General features: G+C 58.6%; 12 protein-coding genes. 9 read left to right on the top strand and 3 right to left on the bottom strand.

Going from position 1 to position 14373, the window contains the following annotated elements:
• Position 1: 1 nt before the first annotated feature.
• Complete coding sequence (locus E8K88_RS13640; protein WP_136407235.1) at positions 2 to 1969, bottom strand: hypothetical protein; 1968 nt, start codon at positions 1967 to 1969, stop codon at positions 2 to 4.
• Positions 1970 to 2378: 409 nt separating this feature from the next.
• On the opposite strand from E8K88_RS13640, the gene E8K88_RS13635 reads away from it, so the two are divergent.
• The 3 genes from E8K88_RS13635 (at position 2379) to dtd (ending at position 5749) form a co-directional block, all read left to right on the top strand.
• A complete protein-coding gene (locus tag E8K88_RS13635; RefSeq protein ID WP_136407234.1) occupies positions 2379 to 4091 on the top strand; it encodes a M14 family metallopeptidase in 1713 nt (570 codons plus the stop codon).
• A gap of 115 nt (positions 4092 to 4206) precedes the next feature.
• On the top strand, positions 4207 to 5229 hold the full coding sequence (locus E8K88_RS13630; protein WP_136407233.1) for a P1 family peptidase: 1023 nt from the start codon (positions 4207 to 4209) through the stop codon (positions 5227 to 5229).
• Between the two features lie 73 nt (positions 5230 to 5302).
• The gene (gene dtd, locus E8K88_RS13625) at positions 5303 to 5749 is read left to right on the top strand and encodes a D-aminoacyl-tRNA deacylase (RefSeq protein ID WP_136407232.1); all 447 of its coding nucleotides are present in this window, start codon (positions 5303 to 5305) and stop codon (positions 5747 to 5749) included.
• 222 nt (positions 5750 to 5971) lie between these two features.
• Here dtd and E8K88_RS13620 read toward each other — a convergent pair whose 3' ends face one another.
• Positions 5972 to 6487, bottom strand: coding sequence for a hypothetical protein (locus E8K88_RS13620; RefSeq protein WP_420813577.1), 516 nt, complete (start codon positions 6485 to 6487; stop codon positions 5972 to 5974).
• 97 nt (positions 6488 to 6584) lie between these two features.
• The gene (locus E8K88_RS13615; RefSeq protein ID WP_136407231.1) at positions 6585 to 7103 is read right to left on the bottom strand and encodes a hypothetical protein; all 519 of its coding nucleotides are present in this window, start codon (positions 7101 to 7103) and stop codon (positions 6585 to 6587) included.
• Between E8K88_RS13615 and gltS the strand changes: the two genes are divergently transcribed.
• The 6 genes from gltS to E8K88_RS13585 all read left to right on the top strand — a co-directional run bounded on the left by gltS (position 7103) and on the right by E8K88_RS13585 (position 14319).
• On the top strand, positions 7103 to 8308 hold the full coding sequence (gene gltS, locus E8K88_RS13610) for a sodium/glutamate symporter (protein ID WP_136407230.1): 1206 nt from the start codon (positions 7103 to 7105) through the stop codon (positions 8306 to 8308). The genes E8K88_RS13615 and gltS overlap by 1 nt on opposite strands.
• Before the next feature lie 492 nt (positions 8309 to 8800).
• Positions 8801 to 10000, top strand: a complete 1200-nt coding sequence (locus tag E8K88_RS13605) for an ABC transporter ATP-binding protein (protein ID WP_240754535.1) — start codon at positions 8801 to 8803, stop codon at positions 9998 to 10000.
• Positions 10001 to 10190: 190 nt separating this feature from the next.
• Positions 10191 to 11168, top strand: coding sequence for an ABC transporter substrate-binding protein (locus E8K88_RS13600; protein WP_136407229.1), 978 nt, complete (start codon positions 10191 to 10193; stop codon positions 11166 to 11168).
• A gap of 186 nt (positions 11169 to 11354) precedes the next feature.
• On the top strand, positions 11355 to 13028 hold the full coding sequence (locus E8K88_RS13595; protein ID WP_136407228.1) for an ABC transporter permease: 1674 nt from the start codon (positions 11355 to 11357) through the stop codon (positions 13026 to 13028).
• A gap of 218 nt (positions 13029 to 13246) precedes the next feature.
• The gene (locus E8K88_RS13590; RefSeq protein WP_136407227.1) at positions 13247 to 13723 is read left to right on the top strand and encodes a helix-turn-helix domain-containing protein; all 477 of its coding nucleotides are present in this window, start codon (positions 13247 to 13249) and stop codon (positions 13721 to 13723) included.
• Positions 13724 to 13746: 23 nt separating this feature from the next.
• Complete coding sequence (locus tag E8K88_RS13585) at positions 13747 to 14319, top strand: RES family NAD+ phosphorylase (protein WP_136407226.1); 573 nt, start codon at positions 13747 to 13749, stop codon at positions 14317 to 14319.
• Positions 14320 to 14373: the final 54 nt, after the last annotated feature.

Below are 14373 nucleotides of genomic sequence, written 5' to 3'. Positions count from 1 at the left end.
CTCATCGCGCCGCAGGGGATGGCTGCGTGGTGGCTAACTGGATATAAAACTGGTATTCCAGCCCCTGGGCGCCAACGGTGGCCGCATCGCCCACGGTGTTGAAGAGGCGCACCCAGTTCCAGGCGGTGCGCATGGCTTGGCGGGCTTGTTCATTCAATTCCTGCTCCTGCTGCTGCGCAGCAGCATCAGGCACTGTATTGCCTTCGAAATCTGCCAGCGCTGCTTTGGTCTGCTGCGCTTGGGCTTCGTACTTGGCATACGCGTCCCACATGATGGGCTCCATGATGTCTGCAAAAAACGCACCGCTGTAGCGCGAGAAAGAAAATGGCGCAGGCTCGCTCTCGGCCTGCGCGAGCAGGCTGTGCATCTGAGTGGCCGCTGCATCGCCTGCGGCCACGCCCAAAGCCGTCTCAGACAAGCCAATGAAGGTCGGGATGTTGAAGGCCTGCCATTCCTCAGAGGCCACCGTGAATGGCTGCGGCGCCATGCCCGGTTGGATAGACATTTGCGCCAGCTTCGGTGTCATCATTGACAAATACGCCAACAAACCGCGTGGATTGGCGCTTTGCGCGAGCACCATGCCTTTGGGGATAGGGGCATCGTCGTGCATCTCCAGATCCGTCAAACGTGCGTAAAAACCGGTGGCCGTGCTGCCCACCGCATACAGCGGCGCTAGCGACTGGATCGTCTTAGGGCTTTGGGCAATCGCATTCAAGGGCTGCAGTTGCTCGCACTCAAAAGGCTTGGCATGGACTGCATTCATGGTTTTTTGCAGCCAGGCGGCCAGCTTGTCAATGCGCATGCTCAGGCCCAGCTCCATCAAGCCGGGCTGGGCCTGCCAGCCCTGCAGTGGCGCTTGCATTTGGCGCCAGTCTTCGCGCACAGCAGGCTCTAGCGCCAGCGACATTTTGGCTTTGAACAGTGTCGCGTTCATTTCAGTGACACCTACAACCAGCTCTGGCACTTGAGCGGCCAATTGCGTCAATTCACGCACGCAAGCGCCTGACAGCGAAGTGTGAATGATCGAGCGCTGCTTGGCCTGCTCTTGCTCCTTGGCGCTGGCGGTCTCGGGTGCAATGCCCGCTAACTGCAGCACACGGGCGGTCTCTAGCCAAAAGGTCCCGTATGGGCTCAGGCCGTGGCGCTCATTGACCTTTTGCAGTGTTTTGGCATCCCAGATGGTGCTGGCGGGTTTTTCAATGCCCAGGAGCTTGGGCCGCAATGACGCCTCGGTAGGGCGCTCAAACGTGACAACCAGGTCTTTGTCACTGAGCGCCACCAACAGATGCGGTGCCATCACAGGACTGTCAGTGCCAGACCACCGTGGCAATGGCTCCAGGTCGGCCCAAGGCGCGTCATACAGGTTATGCTGGCTGAGCCGCTCAACCTGGTTAACCAGTTGTTGGGGGTGGATATCCGACAAAGGAATGCGCCAGTAAGTCAGGTGCTCCAATTGCGCAGTGTCATAGCTGCGGCCTCTGAAAGTTTCGATTTCTGTGATCAGTTGGCGCAGCTTGGCAGGCTCCGAAACAGCCAGGCGCAGCACTGGGTGCAACTCGACTTCATACAACGCATACAGGGCGTTGGGGGCAATGCCAAATCCTGCCAGACCTTGTTCGGACAAGGTCCGGCCGAGGTAGTTGAGCAAATGCTGCGCGCGCTGGCCGCCTTCGTCCTGGGGCAGGTCTTTTTCCAGGTACGGCAACCACTGCGCCCACAAGGCTTTCAATGGGGCTGAAACGGTGGCTTGAAACTGGCGCGCCTGTTCAGGCAAAGGCTCCAGGTTGGCCGCCACAAACAAGCTATTGGCCGGCGCGTATTGCAGCGGGTGTTCTGGCGCTTGCGAACTACAAGCGGACAACAGTACGCAGCTGGCCAGCAGGCTCCACTGCGCAATTGGTTTTTTCAGCCAGCGTGTGCAGGGCAAGAAATGGCTTGTGATGGAGGAGTTGGTAGAGCTGTTGCGCATACGCCTTGTGTGTCCAAAAGCGGGTGTTGTAGAAGCCATTGAGAGGCAAGGCATTTTATCGTTGCAATCGAGGCAATTGGCAGGCGATGGCTCGCCTGTGCATGTCTTGCCAGCACGCATGCACAGTGGCAGCCATGCCAGGTAACGATGTTTGCGTTTGCTTGAGTGAAATGCCAACTGAAATGCCCACTAAATTGGCCGCCTCCCTGAGCCAAGAGGGCGTTTAGGCGCGCAATCTACGCGCATTTGGCATCGACTACACGGCAAGATATGGTATGGTTGGCTGGGCCAAATCGTAGCCAGCGCAGCACCAGCTGCGTTTTGGCGTTGGCAACGTAAGTGGCGCTCAGGGCGACAACCGCGCCTAAGCACCAACCAATGATCAAAGACAGCACGGAGTGAGTCGAACATGTCCATGATGAAGCGCGAGAACTTCAAGACCAAAGGGTTGAAATACAGTGCATTGGCCCTGGCCGCTGCATTGCTGGCTGCCTGCTCGACTACACCACTGCCGCCGTGGCAAAGCCCAGGGACAGAGCAGGGCAAGCAATTGCCTCCAGTAGGCACGCCAAGCGCTGCGCCTGCCAGCTACAGCAATGCAGTCGCAGCCCGTTTCCCTGCGCCCAATGTGCAGTATGTGACGCCAGGACTGCAAGAGGGACGCCAGACTTTCAGCTCGAACGAGGAAGTGCGTGCTTTTTTGAGTGAGCTGGTGGCAGGGAAAAATGCAGGGCTGACGGCCAATCTGCAGTCAATTGGCAAAAGCCAGCAAGGTGCAGACATCCATGCCTTGTTCATGAGCAAAGGTGCGGGCTCGACGCCTGCTGACTTTGCCCGCTCAAACAAACCCACCGTGCTGTTCATTGGACAGCAACACGGCAACGAGCCCGCTGGCGGCGAAGCCTTGCTGGTGACGGCCAAGCAGTTGCTCAAAGGACCGTGGAGTGGGGTGCTGGATTCGATCAATGTGATTGTCGTGCCCCTCGCCAACCCCGATGGAGCGGCTACACAAACACGTGCTTTGAGTAACCAGCTGGATCTGAATCGCGACCACCTGCTGCTGCGATCACCTGAGGCGCGCGCGCTGGCCCGTTTGGTGCGTGACTACCGCCCACTGGTGGTTGTGGACAACCACGAATACATGGTCGGAGGCCGTTTTGAAGAGAAGTTCAAAGCGCTGCAGTCCTACGACGCGATGCTGCAATACGCGAACACGCCCAATATTGGTGAGTTTGTTGTCAAAGCTTCGGGCGAGTGGTTTGTTGACCCCATGTTTGAGGCCTTGAAGAAAGACAATCTCACCACGCAATGGTATTTTTCAACGCCAGTCGATCCGCAAGACGCCGGTCTGGCGATGGGGGGCATCCGCCCGGATACCGGTCGCAATGTGAACGGCCTCAAAAATGCCGTCAGCCTGTTGGTTGAAACACGCGGTATTGGCATCGGGCGTGAACATATTCAGCGCCGTGTCCACACCCATGTCGTGGCCAACGGCAAAGTCCTTGAGCAAGCAGCCGCACGCGCAGGCCATTTGCGCCAGGTGCAGGAGTTTGTGGAGCGCGATGCCGCCTCGCAGGCCTGCCATGGCAATTTGATCGTCGATGCTGCGCAAACCCAGGAGCAGCGCCAAATCACGATGCTGGACCCCGTCTCCGGGGCCGATATCGTGCGCCAGCTGCCTTGGAAATCGTCTCTGGCGCTGCGCTCCACGCAAGAGCGCAACCGCCCATGCGGCTATTTGCTCGCGAGCAGCGAAAACGACGTAGTGGCCCGTTTGCAAATGCTGGGCCTGTCGGTGTTGCGCGTGGCCGAGAGCGGAGAGCTGCAAGTGCAGCAGTATGTCGAGACCGGCCGCAGCGAAGGCCGCAGGCAAGATCCACACGGCGCCATAGTCGGTGAGGGCCCCATCAGACAGGTCACGGTCAACCTGGCTCCGCTGACTGTGCAGGTGCCCGCGGGCAGCTACTATATTCCGATGGGCCAACCACTGGCCAATTTGGCTGCTGCCGCGCTGGAGCCCGACACGCAAAACAGCTATTTCGCCAATGGCATCCAGCGCAATCTGAATAATCTGATGCGCGCAACCGAGCAACCAGTGCTGATATTCGAAGAAATCGAATAAGCGTTTGTTGCCTCACGCGCGTAAAGCCGTTGATGGTATTTGGCGGCTGCGCTGACTGCGCACTATTGGCGCGTTGCAGGGGCAGCCCTCTATCCACACCTAGCACCAGACACCCATGCACCCATTCGACCAGAAATTGGCACTCGCGAGCTGCATCACCGACGTTGCAGGCCTGTGCGTAGGCCATGCGCAAATGCAGCGCCGTGCAACCGGTTGTTCGGTCGTGTTGGTGCCAGAAGGCGCTTGCGCTGCTGTCGATGTCCGCGGAGCTGCCCCTGGCACGCGTGAGACCGATTTGCTCACGCCAGGTAATCTGGTCGAATCAGTGCATGCGATTGCGCTATGCGGCGGCAGTGCGTTTGGTTTGGAGGCAGCCACAGGCGTGATGCGTTGGCTCGAAGCGCATGGCTATGGCCTGCAGACTGGTGCTGCGCAAGTGCCGATTGTGCCGGCTGCCGTGCTGTATGACTTGCTGCTTGGCGACGCCCGTATTCGCCCGGATGCGCAATGCGGCTATGACGCCTGTGAGGCAGCCATGCACGCCAAGGCGAGCTCTGGTCAGCGGCCTTTGGCGCAGGGCAATGTGGGCGCCGGCAGCGGTGCCTTGGTGGGCAAAATATTTGGCGCTGACCGGGCCATGCGTGGTGGTATCGGCTCTGCCTCAATCACGCTGGAGGGCACCACGGTCGGTGCCTTGATTGCCTGCAATGCGGTAGGTGACGTGCGCCACCCATACCAGGGGCACTTGCTGGCCGGTGCGCGGCAAACTGCCGACAGCAGGGTGATGGTCGATGCGTACGAGCGGCTGTTGGCTGGCGAAGCACCCATGCCGGTGATCGCAGGCACCAATACCACCATTGGCGTGATCGCCACCAACACCACCTTGGCCAAGCCGCAGCTGCAGCGTTTGGCCATGGCCGGCCACGATGGCCTGGCCCGCACTATCACGCCGGTGCACACCATGAGTGATGGCGACACCTTGTTTGCGCTGTCCACACGCCAGCAAACACAATCGCCCGGTATGCTGGTGCTGACTGCGATGGCCAATGAAGCCGTGGCCTTGGCGACAATGCGTGCCGTTTTGCATGCGACTGACTACCAGGATGCCCAGACTTGGGCCCCAGCAGCAGCCCATTAATCTCTTCCATTTGCGTCTGCCGGCGTGCCCAAGCTACCTACAATCGGTGCTCAAACTTTCCAATGAGGTAGCGATGCAGGTGTTGATACAGCGGGTGCGCGAAGCACGGGTAGATGTTGCAGGTCAAACCGTCGGCCAGATTGCACAAGGCTTGCTGGTACTGGTGTGCGCAGAGCCGGGCGATACTGTCCAAGTGGCCGACAAGATGCTGGACAAGATACTCAAACTGCGCATCTTTAGCGATGCCTCTGGCCGAATGAATCTGAGCGTGCAAGACGTGCAAGGGGGCTTGCTGCTGGTGAGCCAATTCACGCTGGCCGCCGATCTCTCCAGCGGCAACCGTCCCAGCTTCACCGCCGCAGCCGAGCCCGCACTGGCCCGCAGCTTGTACGAACACATGGTTGCGCAAGCCCGGCTCAAGCATGCCAGCGTGGCCACAGGCGAATTTGCAGCCGACATGCAAGTGGCCTTGGTCAACGATGGGCCGGTGACGATTCCGTTGCGCATGCCTGCTGCTTAAAAAAACCTGTTTACGATCTTGTCGCAAACCGCGTTGAAGACCAAAAGGATGCCATGCGCGGCAAAACCGCAGTTGGGCTACCTGCCCGGCGAGAATCTCCAACCAGGCAGCGCGCACGGAATGCCATATGCATCTATATGTTTTGGTTTTCTGTTGGATTGGCCAATGCGCACAGCCGTTGTGCTTTACAAATAAGCGTCCAATGATTCAAGCCACAGCGGCTTAGCACTGCCCACGTACCTTGCAGGCGGGCACGGCATTGCCTTGGGCGTCACGCCAGAGAGTGTTGCCTTGGGTTGCGGCGGGCGCGGGCGCTGTGTTGGCTGGGGCAGCAGGTACTGTGCCCGGTTGCACCACTGCTGCCGGTGCGTTGGCCGGCGCTTGCTTGTTTTGCGGGTCGTACAAGGTCGTGCTGCTGCCCACCCCTGCGCCAATACGGGCATTGCTGTCACCCAGGCTGGTGCTGGCGCCCACACCGGCCGAACCCGTGACTTGGCCGCGTTGGTTCACGCCCACACCCACGCCTACCGGTCCGACCCCTGTGCCAACACCCATCGAGACGCCGCCGCTGCTGGCACCTACGCCCACTGATACGGGCCCCACAGGCACACTCACGCCGGCATACGGGGTGCAAGCGGCCAAAGTCACGCATAAACCCAAGGCTAACCAGCGCGCAGTGCGTTGTGCGTGTTGGAGGGCGGGGGCGGCTGACGAGAAAGAATGGTGCAAGTGGGGCATGGGCATGGCTAGGCGCGATAGGCTGAAAACTGCTGAATAAACGACAGTGTAGCCAAGTGCACGTCCACCGCGCGGGCAGAGTTGCCATGGCCTGCTCTTAGAACGTGTTTCCGATCTTTTTACAGACCGCGTTGGAGCCCAAAAGGATACGATGCGCGGCAAAAACCGCAGTCGGGCTCGCTGCCCGGCGAGGATTTTTAACAAAACTGCGTGCCTTTTGGACTCCAACCCGAAGGGCAAGGCGCAAAAAAAGCGCATTGCGGCGTTGCCCGTTTTGCTCATACAGACGTATGAGCGGCAACAGGCGCCTTGCACTGCCACTTTTTGGTGCCTTGCGCGACTGCAAAAAGATCGTAAATACGTTCTTACGCTGGCTGATCTCTGCAGCTTGCAGCAATACAGGCCATGGCGCAGTTGCGCTACAAATATATTGCCAGCACGGTTTCTGGGCGAGGTAAGTGGTTAGAATTCGGCTCACAAACACGTACACAAAAATACATTTTGAGGGCATGTTGTCATGCATCCAGTTCTCCCACCGCCACTGTCGCTGGCTCAGCCCCATGCGCCTCTTCACAGCATGCGCCAGTGCATGGAAAGTGGCACCGGTGACGCGCAATGATCTTGGATTCCTTTGCCAGCATCACGTTGGCTATTTTTCTGCTGTTCATCGGCAAAGAACTGATTGTGCGGGTCGAGTGGCTGCGCCGCTTCAGCATTCCTGAGGCCCTGGTTGGCGGCGTTCTGTGCGCGGCTGCGGCCAGTGTGCTGTATTTCATTGCAGGCTTGAAGATCGAGTTTGAACTGGGTGTGCGCGACACCGTGCTCTTGTATTTCTTTGCCACGATTGGTTTGAATACCAATGTGGGCACCTTGAAAGAGGGCGGGCGGCCATTGCTGATTCTGACCGTGCTCTCGATTGGTTTCATGCTGCTGCAAAACTTCACTGGCATGGGCTTGGCCGGTTTATTTGGCATGGACCCCCGCGCGGGCTTGATGACCGCATCCATTTCTTTGACCGGCGGAGTGGGCACGACCCTGGCCTGGGCACCGTACTTTACCGACACCTTGGGCATTGCTGGCGCGCAAGAACTGGGCCTGGCGGCCAATATGCTGGGCTTGATTGCTGCGTGCTGTATTGGTGGGCCGATTGCCAGCTACCTGATGTCGCGCCACCGCATCCAGCCTTCGCACGACGACAAGCTGGAAGTGAGCGTTTTGCATGGAGAGGAAGAGCGCCCGACGATTGATTACCACGGTTTTTTGCTGGCCGTGCTGTGGTTGAACCTCGCGCTGATCGTTGGCTCAGGGATCAACTACCTGATTGACTTCACACCCATTAACCTGCCTGCGTTTGTCGGCTGCCTGATTGCCGGCATCTTGATCCGTGCGGTGTGCGACTGGCTCTACCCGGATGGCCATGGCCGCGTGTGGCGCTGGCACAGCATGAAGCAAAGCCTGGCCTTGATCTCTGATGTCAGCCTGGGGCTGTTTTTGACCATGGCCTTGATGGGCCTGCGCTTATGGGACCTGGTTCCTGTGCTGGGCTTCATCAGCACCGTGATGCTGGTGCAAATCGCCCTGGTCGTGGTGTTTGTGCTGCTGGTGGTATTTCGCGCGATGGGGCGTGACTATGAATCGGCAGTCATTTGTGCTGGCTTTGGCGGTATCGCGCTGGGCTCGACCGCTACGGCGATTGGCAATATGACGGCTGTGACCCGCCAGTACGGCGCCGCGCACAAAGCTTTCATCGTCGTACCTTTGGTCTGCGGCTTTGTGATTGACTTGGCCAACGCATTGGTGATTGGCATTTTGGCACGCTAGTTATGACGGCCTTGTCCTGATGTTGGGCGATTGTGAAGTGCGCGCAATGTAGTTCCTAGGCTGGAGACTGGGCGTAAAACCGCAGGCAGAACACCAGCGATGACCAGGTTTTACAACGACGTACCAAGGCCGGTGTTCACGGCTTTCATGGCGTTAGCGGTGCCGCATACGGCTGGGTAGATTGTTGAGCGCTTTTCTGGGAGCTCTCACGCCCCCATTGTGCGAAAAATTGCAATCAATAAAAGCAATGGTTGACAAGCCAAATACGGCAGAGCTAGGAGGGTGAGATGCGGCCTTCCATGATGGCGTTTCTCATAGGCGGCTCGATACGATCGCCTGCGTCCCATGGAGATGCGATGTTCCTAGCGGCCAAGCCCATAGGTCAATAGCACCACCAATGCTTGGCCGTGTATTGCGCGCACGCAGATGTTCGTATGCCATTGGACATGCTGTCATCAAATTGCCATATCTGCTCATTAGCATGCGCGGATTATGCAAACATTGCCATCTTCTATGCCCAATACGCGCGTTGCTAGCGCCCCCATTTCTCAGCTGGGCGCATCCATTGAGGTGCAACAACTCAAGCGGCAATTTGGCACTTTTGAGGCCTTGCGCGGTATTGATTTTTCGCTGCCAGCAGGCCGTGTGCTGGCCTTGCTTGGCCCTTCGGGCTGCGGCAAATCAACCTTGTTGAAACTGCTGGCAGGGCTGGACCGCCCCAGCAGCGGCAGCATTTCCCTTGGCGGGCGTCTGGTGGCCGATGCCAAAGCCTTCGTGCCGCCGCAGCAGCGCAAGTTGGGCATGGTGTTTCAGGACTATGCACTGTGGCCACACATGAGCGTGGCAGGCAACGTCGGTTTTGCTTTGCGCATGCAAGGCCTTGGTGGCCGCGAGTTGGACCTGCGCGTAGAGCGCGTGTTGCAGCAAGTGGGCCTGGCTAGCATGGGCAAACGCGCACCCAGCGCGTTATCGGGCGGGCAACAGCAGCGAGTCGCCTTGGCGCGGGCCATTGTCGCCCAGCCGGCCTTGCTGCTGTTTGATGAGCCGCTGTCCAACCTCGACCGGGATTTGCGCGAATCGCTGTGCGGTGAAATTGGCCAGTTGCTGCGTGAAATGGGCACGACGGCGGTGTACGTGACCCACGACCACGAAGAAGCTTGCGCGATTGCTGACGAAGTCGCGGTGATGTTCCACGGGCAGATTGCCCAGCGCAGCAGTGCCCAGCAATTGTGGGGCGCGCCAGCGCACATTGATGTCGCCCGATTTTTAAAGCTTGGCGCTTTGTTGCCAGCTTGGCATGACGGCCAGACCATCGGCCTGGCCGAGGCCAATGGCAGCCACACGGTAGCCACCTGGCCTGCTGCTTGGTTGGCGCCTACAGGTGCTGCTCAGACCAGCGCAGCGCAGCGCGTGCCCGGCCATGTGCTGGTGCCTGAAGATGCGATTCGCCTCACCGCTGTGCAAGCCGCTACCAATAGCGCACAAGAGCCCAAAGCCTTGGTGCTGCCCGCGCAGGTGGTCGAGCAGCAATACACCAGCGGCCGCTACCGCACGCGTTTGCAACTGGTTGGCGCGGGCCCTGAGCACCATGTACACGCCTGGACCCGCGAGCGCTTGTCGCAGGCCCAGGGCAGTGTGGCTTTGCAGGTCGACCCGGCGCAAATGCGCTGGTTTGCCGCCCAAGCCGCGTAAGGCACTACAGGCCAGAGCTTTTTTTCTCTATGCAAGGTGGTGTTGTGCTGGGCTGTGCTGTGGGGCCAGAAGCTGTTACCAGTGGGACCGCAAGCCAGCGATGGCTGCCTGTGTTGCCAAGCACACCACGCGAACCGTGCTGCCCTTGTTTTTTTAGTCCTTATTTTTGCCACAGAGCAAAGGATTTTCCATGCCCATTCTCTCTACCACTTTGACCACACTGGCACGCAGCTTATTGGCCGTGGGCCTGTGCGCAGCAGCCTCTAGCAGCTTCGCTTTGACAGTCTATACCGCTGGCCCTGAAGGCCTGATGAAGACATTGGCTGCTGGTTATGAAGCGCAAACCGGCGTCAAAGTCGACTATTTCCAAGGCACAACCGGCAAGGTCATGGCGCGCCTTGAGGCCGAAGCGGCCAATCCACAAGCCGACGTGCTGATCTCCGCTTCATGGGACAGCGCCGTGGATCTGGACAAACGCGGCTGGTTGCTGGCTTATGAAAGCCCGAATGCTGCCCAAGTGCCAGCGCAGTACAAAGCCCCAAGCTACGTGGCGCAAGGCCTGTCGGCCCTGGCGATTGCCTGGAACCCTGCCAGTAATACACCGCGCCCGAGCGACTGGGCCGACTTGGCCAAACCGGAATACAAAGACCTGGTGAACATGCCTGACCCTGCGCAGTCTGGCACGGCGCTGGAATTGCTGTCGGGTCTGGAAGCGGCCAATAGCGCGTCAGCCTGGAGCCTGTTTGAATCCTTGAAGGCCAACGGCATGAACCTGGCCGGTGCCAACGCACAAGCCTTGAATCCTGTTTTGCAAGGCGCAAAAGCGGCCGTGTTTGGCGCCGTTGACTACATCACCTACAGCGCCCAAGCCAAGGGCGAGAAAGTCGACATCATTTTCCCAAGCAGCGGCACTGTGGTGGCTGCGCGCCCGATGATGGTGCTCAAATCCAGCAAGAACCAGGACGATGCGAAGAAATTCATCGACTATGTGCTGTCTGATGCGGGCCAGCAAGCCGTTGCTGATACGTACCTGATTCCGGCTCGAGCCGATGTCAAAGCCAAGCGGCCAACACTGGTTGAAATCAAGGCTTTGCCAGAAGCCAGTGCGCAAGAGCGTGACGGCCGTGAAGCCTTGCTCAAGCGTTTTTCCGCACTGTTTGCCCGCTAATCGCATGTTGTAAGAGCGTGTTTGGGGTTTCTTTTGCAGACCGCAAACAGACCGCAAACAGGCTCTAAGACGGGCGTGCACATGCGGTGCACGCCTTTTGTTTTTTGATTGACTCCCCAAACGCCAAAGACTGAGCCTTCTGCCATCGAAGTCCAGCCAGCGTTTGGATTCATGGCTTGAATTCTGATGCAACCGTCCCGTTTTCTGGTGCCATTTTGCGGTGCTGTCCTGGCCTTGTTGGTCGCTGTGCCTTTGGTGTTCATCGTCTTGCAGGCAATCTTCCCTGATTTGGCCAAAGGCTCGCTGGCCAACCCCTTGGCGCATGTGCAAGCAACGCTCGGTGATCCTGCTTTGCTAAAGCTGACCGGCAATACGATTGCATTGGGGCTGGCAGTGGTCTGCGTCAGCGCTTTGATTGGCGTGCCACTGGGCGTGTTGCGTGGCCTGTTTGATGTGCCGCTGGCGCGGTTTTGGGACCTGGTGCTGCTGGTGCCATTCATGGTGCCGCCGTACATCGCGGCGATGGGTTGGATTTTGCTACTGCAGCCCGGTGGTTTTTTGCAGCAGCTCACCGGCGTGAACATGGCCGGCTTGCTGTTTTCTTTTACCGGCGTGGTGCTGGTCATGGCCTTGAATTTGTTTTCGGCCGTGTATTTTGCGATTTCACGCGCCGTGCAGGGCAATGGCTCACGCTTGGCAGAAGTTGCCAATATTTTTGGTGCCAACCACTGGCAGGCATTTTGGCGCGTGGTATTGCCGCTGGCGCTGCCTGCTTTGGCTGCGAGTCTTTTATTGGTGTTTGCCGCCAGCATTGAGGAATACGGCACCCCCGCCGTGCTGGCCTCGAACGCTGGTTTCTATGTGCTGGTTACCGGCATTGAACAACGTTTTTCTGACTGGCCCATCGACCTGCCAGGCGCGGCCATGCTGTCTGTTATCTTGATGGTGCTGGCGCTCAGCGCCTGGTATGCGCAGCGCTGGATCACCGCCGGGCGCGACTACGCGACCAATACTGGCAAGCCCAATGCCAGCACATTGCGTGCGCTGGGCGTGTGGCGCTGGCCTGTGTGCGTGCTGTTTGCTGCCGTGACCTTGCTGGCCACGCTGGCGCCGCTGTTTGCCGTGGCGGCCACTGCTTTTACTGGCACCTTGTCAGGCGGTTTGACCTTCGAGAACCTGTCGCTGCGGCATTTCAGCGGCCTGTTTGAGCAGGGTTCGCAAGCGCTGTCGGCCTTGGGTTTCAGTTTCAGTCTGGCCGCAGGCGCTGCGCTGCTGACCGGCATTTTTGGCGCTGTGCTGGCCTACACAGTGCTGCGCACGCCTGGCAAGGCGGTGGCCTGGCTCGATGGCGCCACCATGCTGCCTAATGCCATGCCAGGCATTGTCGTGGCTGTGGGCATGATCCTGGCCTGGAACCAGCCTTGGTTGCCCGTCACGCCTTACAACACCTGGGTGATCCTGTTGATGGCGTATATGTGTTTGCTCTTGCCGTATCCGCTGCGCTATGCGCATGCAGCGCTGCGCCAAATTGGCAGCAACCTCGAAGCCAGTGCGTTTGTACATGGTGTGGGCTTTGGCCGCACGCTGTGGCATATTGTTCTGCCCTTGGTGGCCCCGGCAGTGGGCGCTGCAATGCTGCTGGTGTTTGCGATTGCCTCGCGTGAACTGGTCGCCTCGCTGCTGCTTGCGCCCACCGGCACGCAAACTGTGTCCTTGTTCATCTGGCGCCAGTTTGACCAAGGCTCGATTGGCCAGGGCATGGCGATGAGCCTGATCACGATTGGAGTCACCTGCTTGTTGTTGGTGCTGGCCCATGGCTTGACGGTGTGGGCCAAGAAGCGCCTGTCTGAGCGCGCCTGAGTGCACCCGCTGTTTAGTTCCTTGTTTGCTCCTTGCGCGACTGCGTGGGGATGATGAACAGGTTCTTGCGCCAGGGCATTGCCATTGCGCTTGGCGGTGATGGTGATTGCGGGCTTTTCTGATTTATCCACCTTAACGAAATTGACGAAATACCCGGCTTTCGCTACAATGGCCAGGCTGCACATGCAGGTGCCAGCCAAATAAGGAGAGACAGGGACATGCTGAATCACGCCATCACTGCTATTTCTTCTCTGTATCCAGAAGATGCGAAAGAGCGCGCGGCATCCAAGGCTGAGCCATATGCCACGCCAGCGCAGTCTGCTGCGGTGCTTCGATCAGGCGCTGAGTTCCGCAAACGGCGCATAGCTGCGGCTGACATGCTGACCACCGATGAGGCGGCCGAGCTGGCAGGGGTGTCGCGGGTCACGATCAATGCGTGGATTAAGCACAACCGCTGCATTGGTGTCGCCAATCTGCGCCGTGGCTTCAAGTTGCCCAAATGGCAGTTTGAACCGCAGATTTTTGAGGCGATTGGCCCTTTGTTCAAGGCATTGGGCACGACAGATGGCTGGAGCCTGCTGTCATTTCTTGAAAACGCCCAAGAAGCGCTGGACCGCCGCACCCCGTTGGTGGCGCTGTCGCAAGGTGAGTCTGTCGACCGGATTATTCAACTGGCTATGGCAGAAAGCCATTGATCTAGGTCTGTTAGCCAATACAGATGCTGAGAGACCAGATTGCCATCATTGAGTTGCCAGCAGGGCAGTTCTTCTACCGAGTACAACGCACTGTGGCGCGTGCAGGCAGTGTCACAATGAACCGCATGATCCTGCCTCCAGCAGGGATCAAAGCGGGTCGGTTTTGCCTGGCAGATGGCATCACAGCTTATTTGGCTGACAGCGCCGAGACTGCTTTGTACGAAGCTGTTTTCAGGCGTGAGCTGAGAACATCCGTTGCTTTGTCTGATTTGAGACTGAAGACCTTGGGAACGTTCAAATCAAGGCAGTCTATGCGGCTGGTCGATTTGAGAGGGCTGGAGGAGCATTACCCGATGCTGCAGTCGCAACGCATTGAGCACACGCAGGCCGTGTCACAGCAGTTGTTTGAAGCGGGCTACGACGGCATTGTCTATGCCTCAGCACAACACCCGCACCACGCGTGCTTATGCCTGTTTCAGCCGGGCTGCAAGAAAATGCGCTTTGTTGAGGCCTGGCCACTGGTCAAGCCTGACACAGAGCTTTTGCATGGCGCGGTAGTGGATACCGCAAGGCGCTCTGGCATAGAGATTGTTTGATGCAGCAAGCAAAAGCCCGCGCACACATGGATGCGAGGGCTTGGGTTGGCAGGT

This window comes from Lampropedia aestuarii (genome assembly GCF_004803635.1).
GTDB classification, from domain to species: domain Bacteria; phylum Pseudomonadota; class Gammaproteobacteria; order Burkholderiales; family Burkholderiaceae_C; genus Lampropedia; species Lampropedia aestuarii.
The sequence above is the reverse complement of the archived record's forward strand: the minus strand, read 5'-3'. Positions and strand labels throughout refer to the sequence as shown.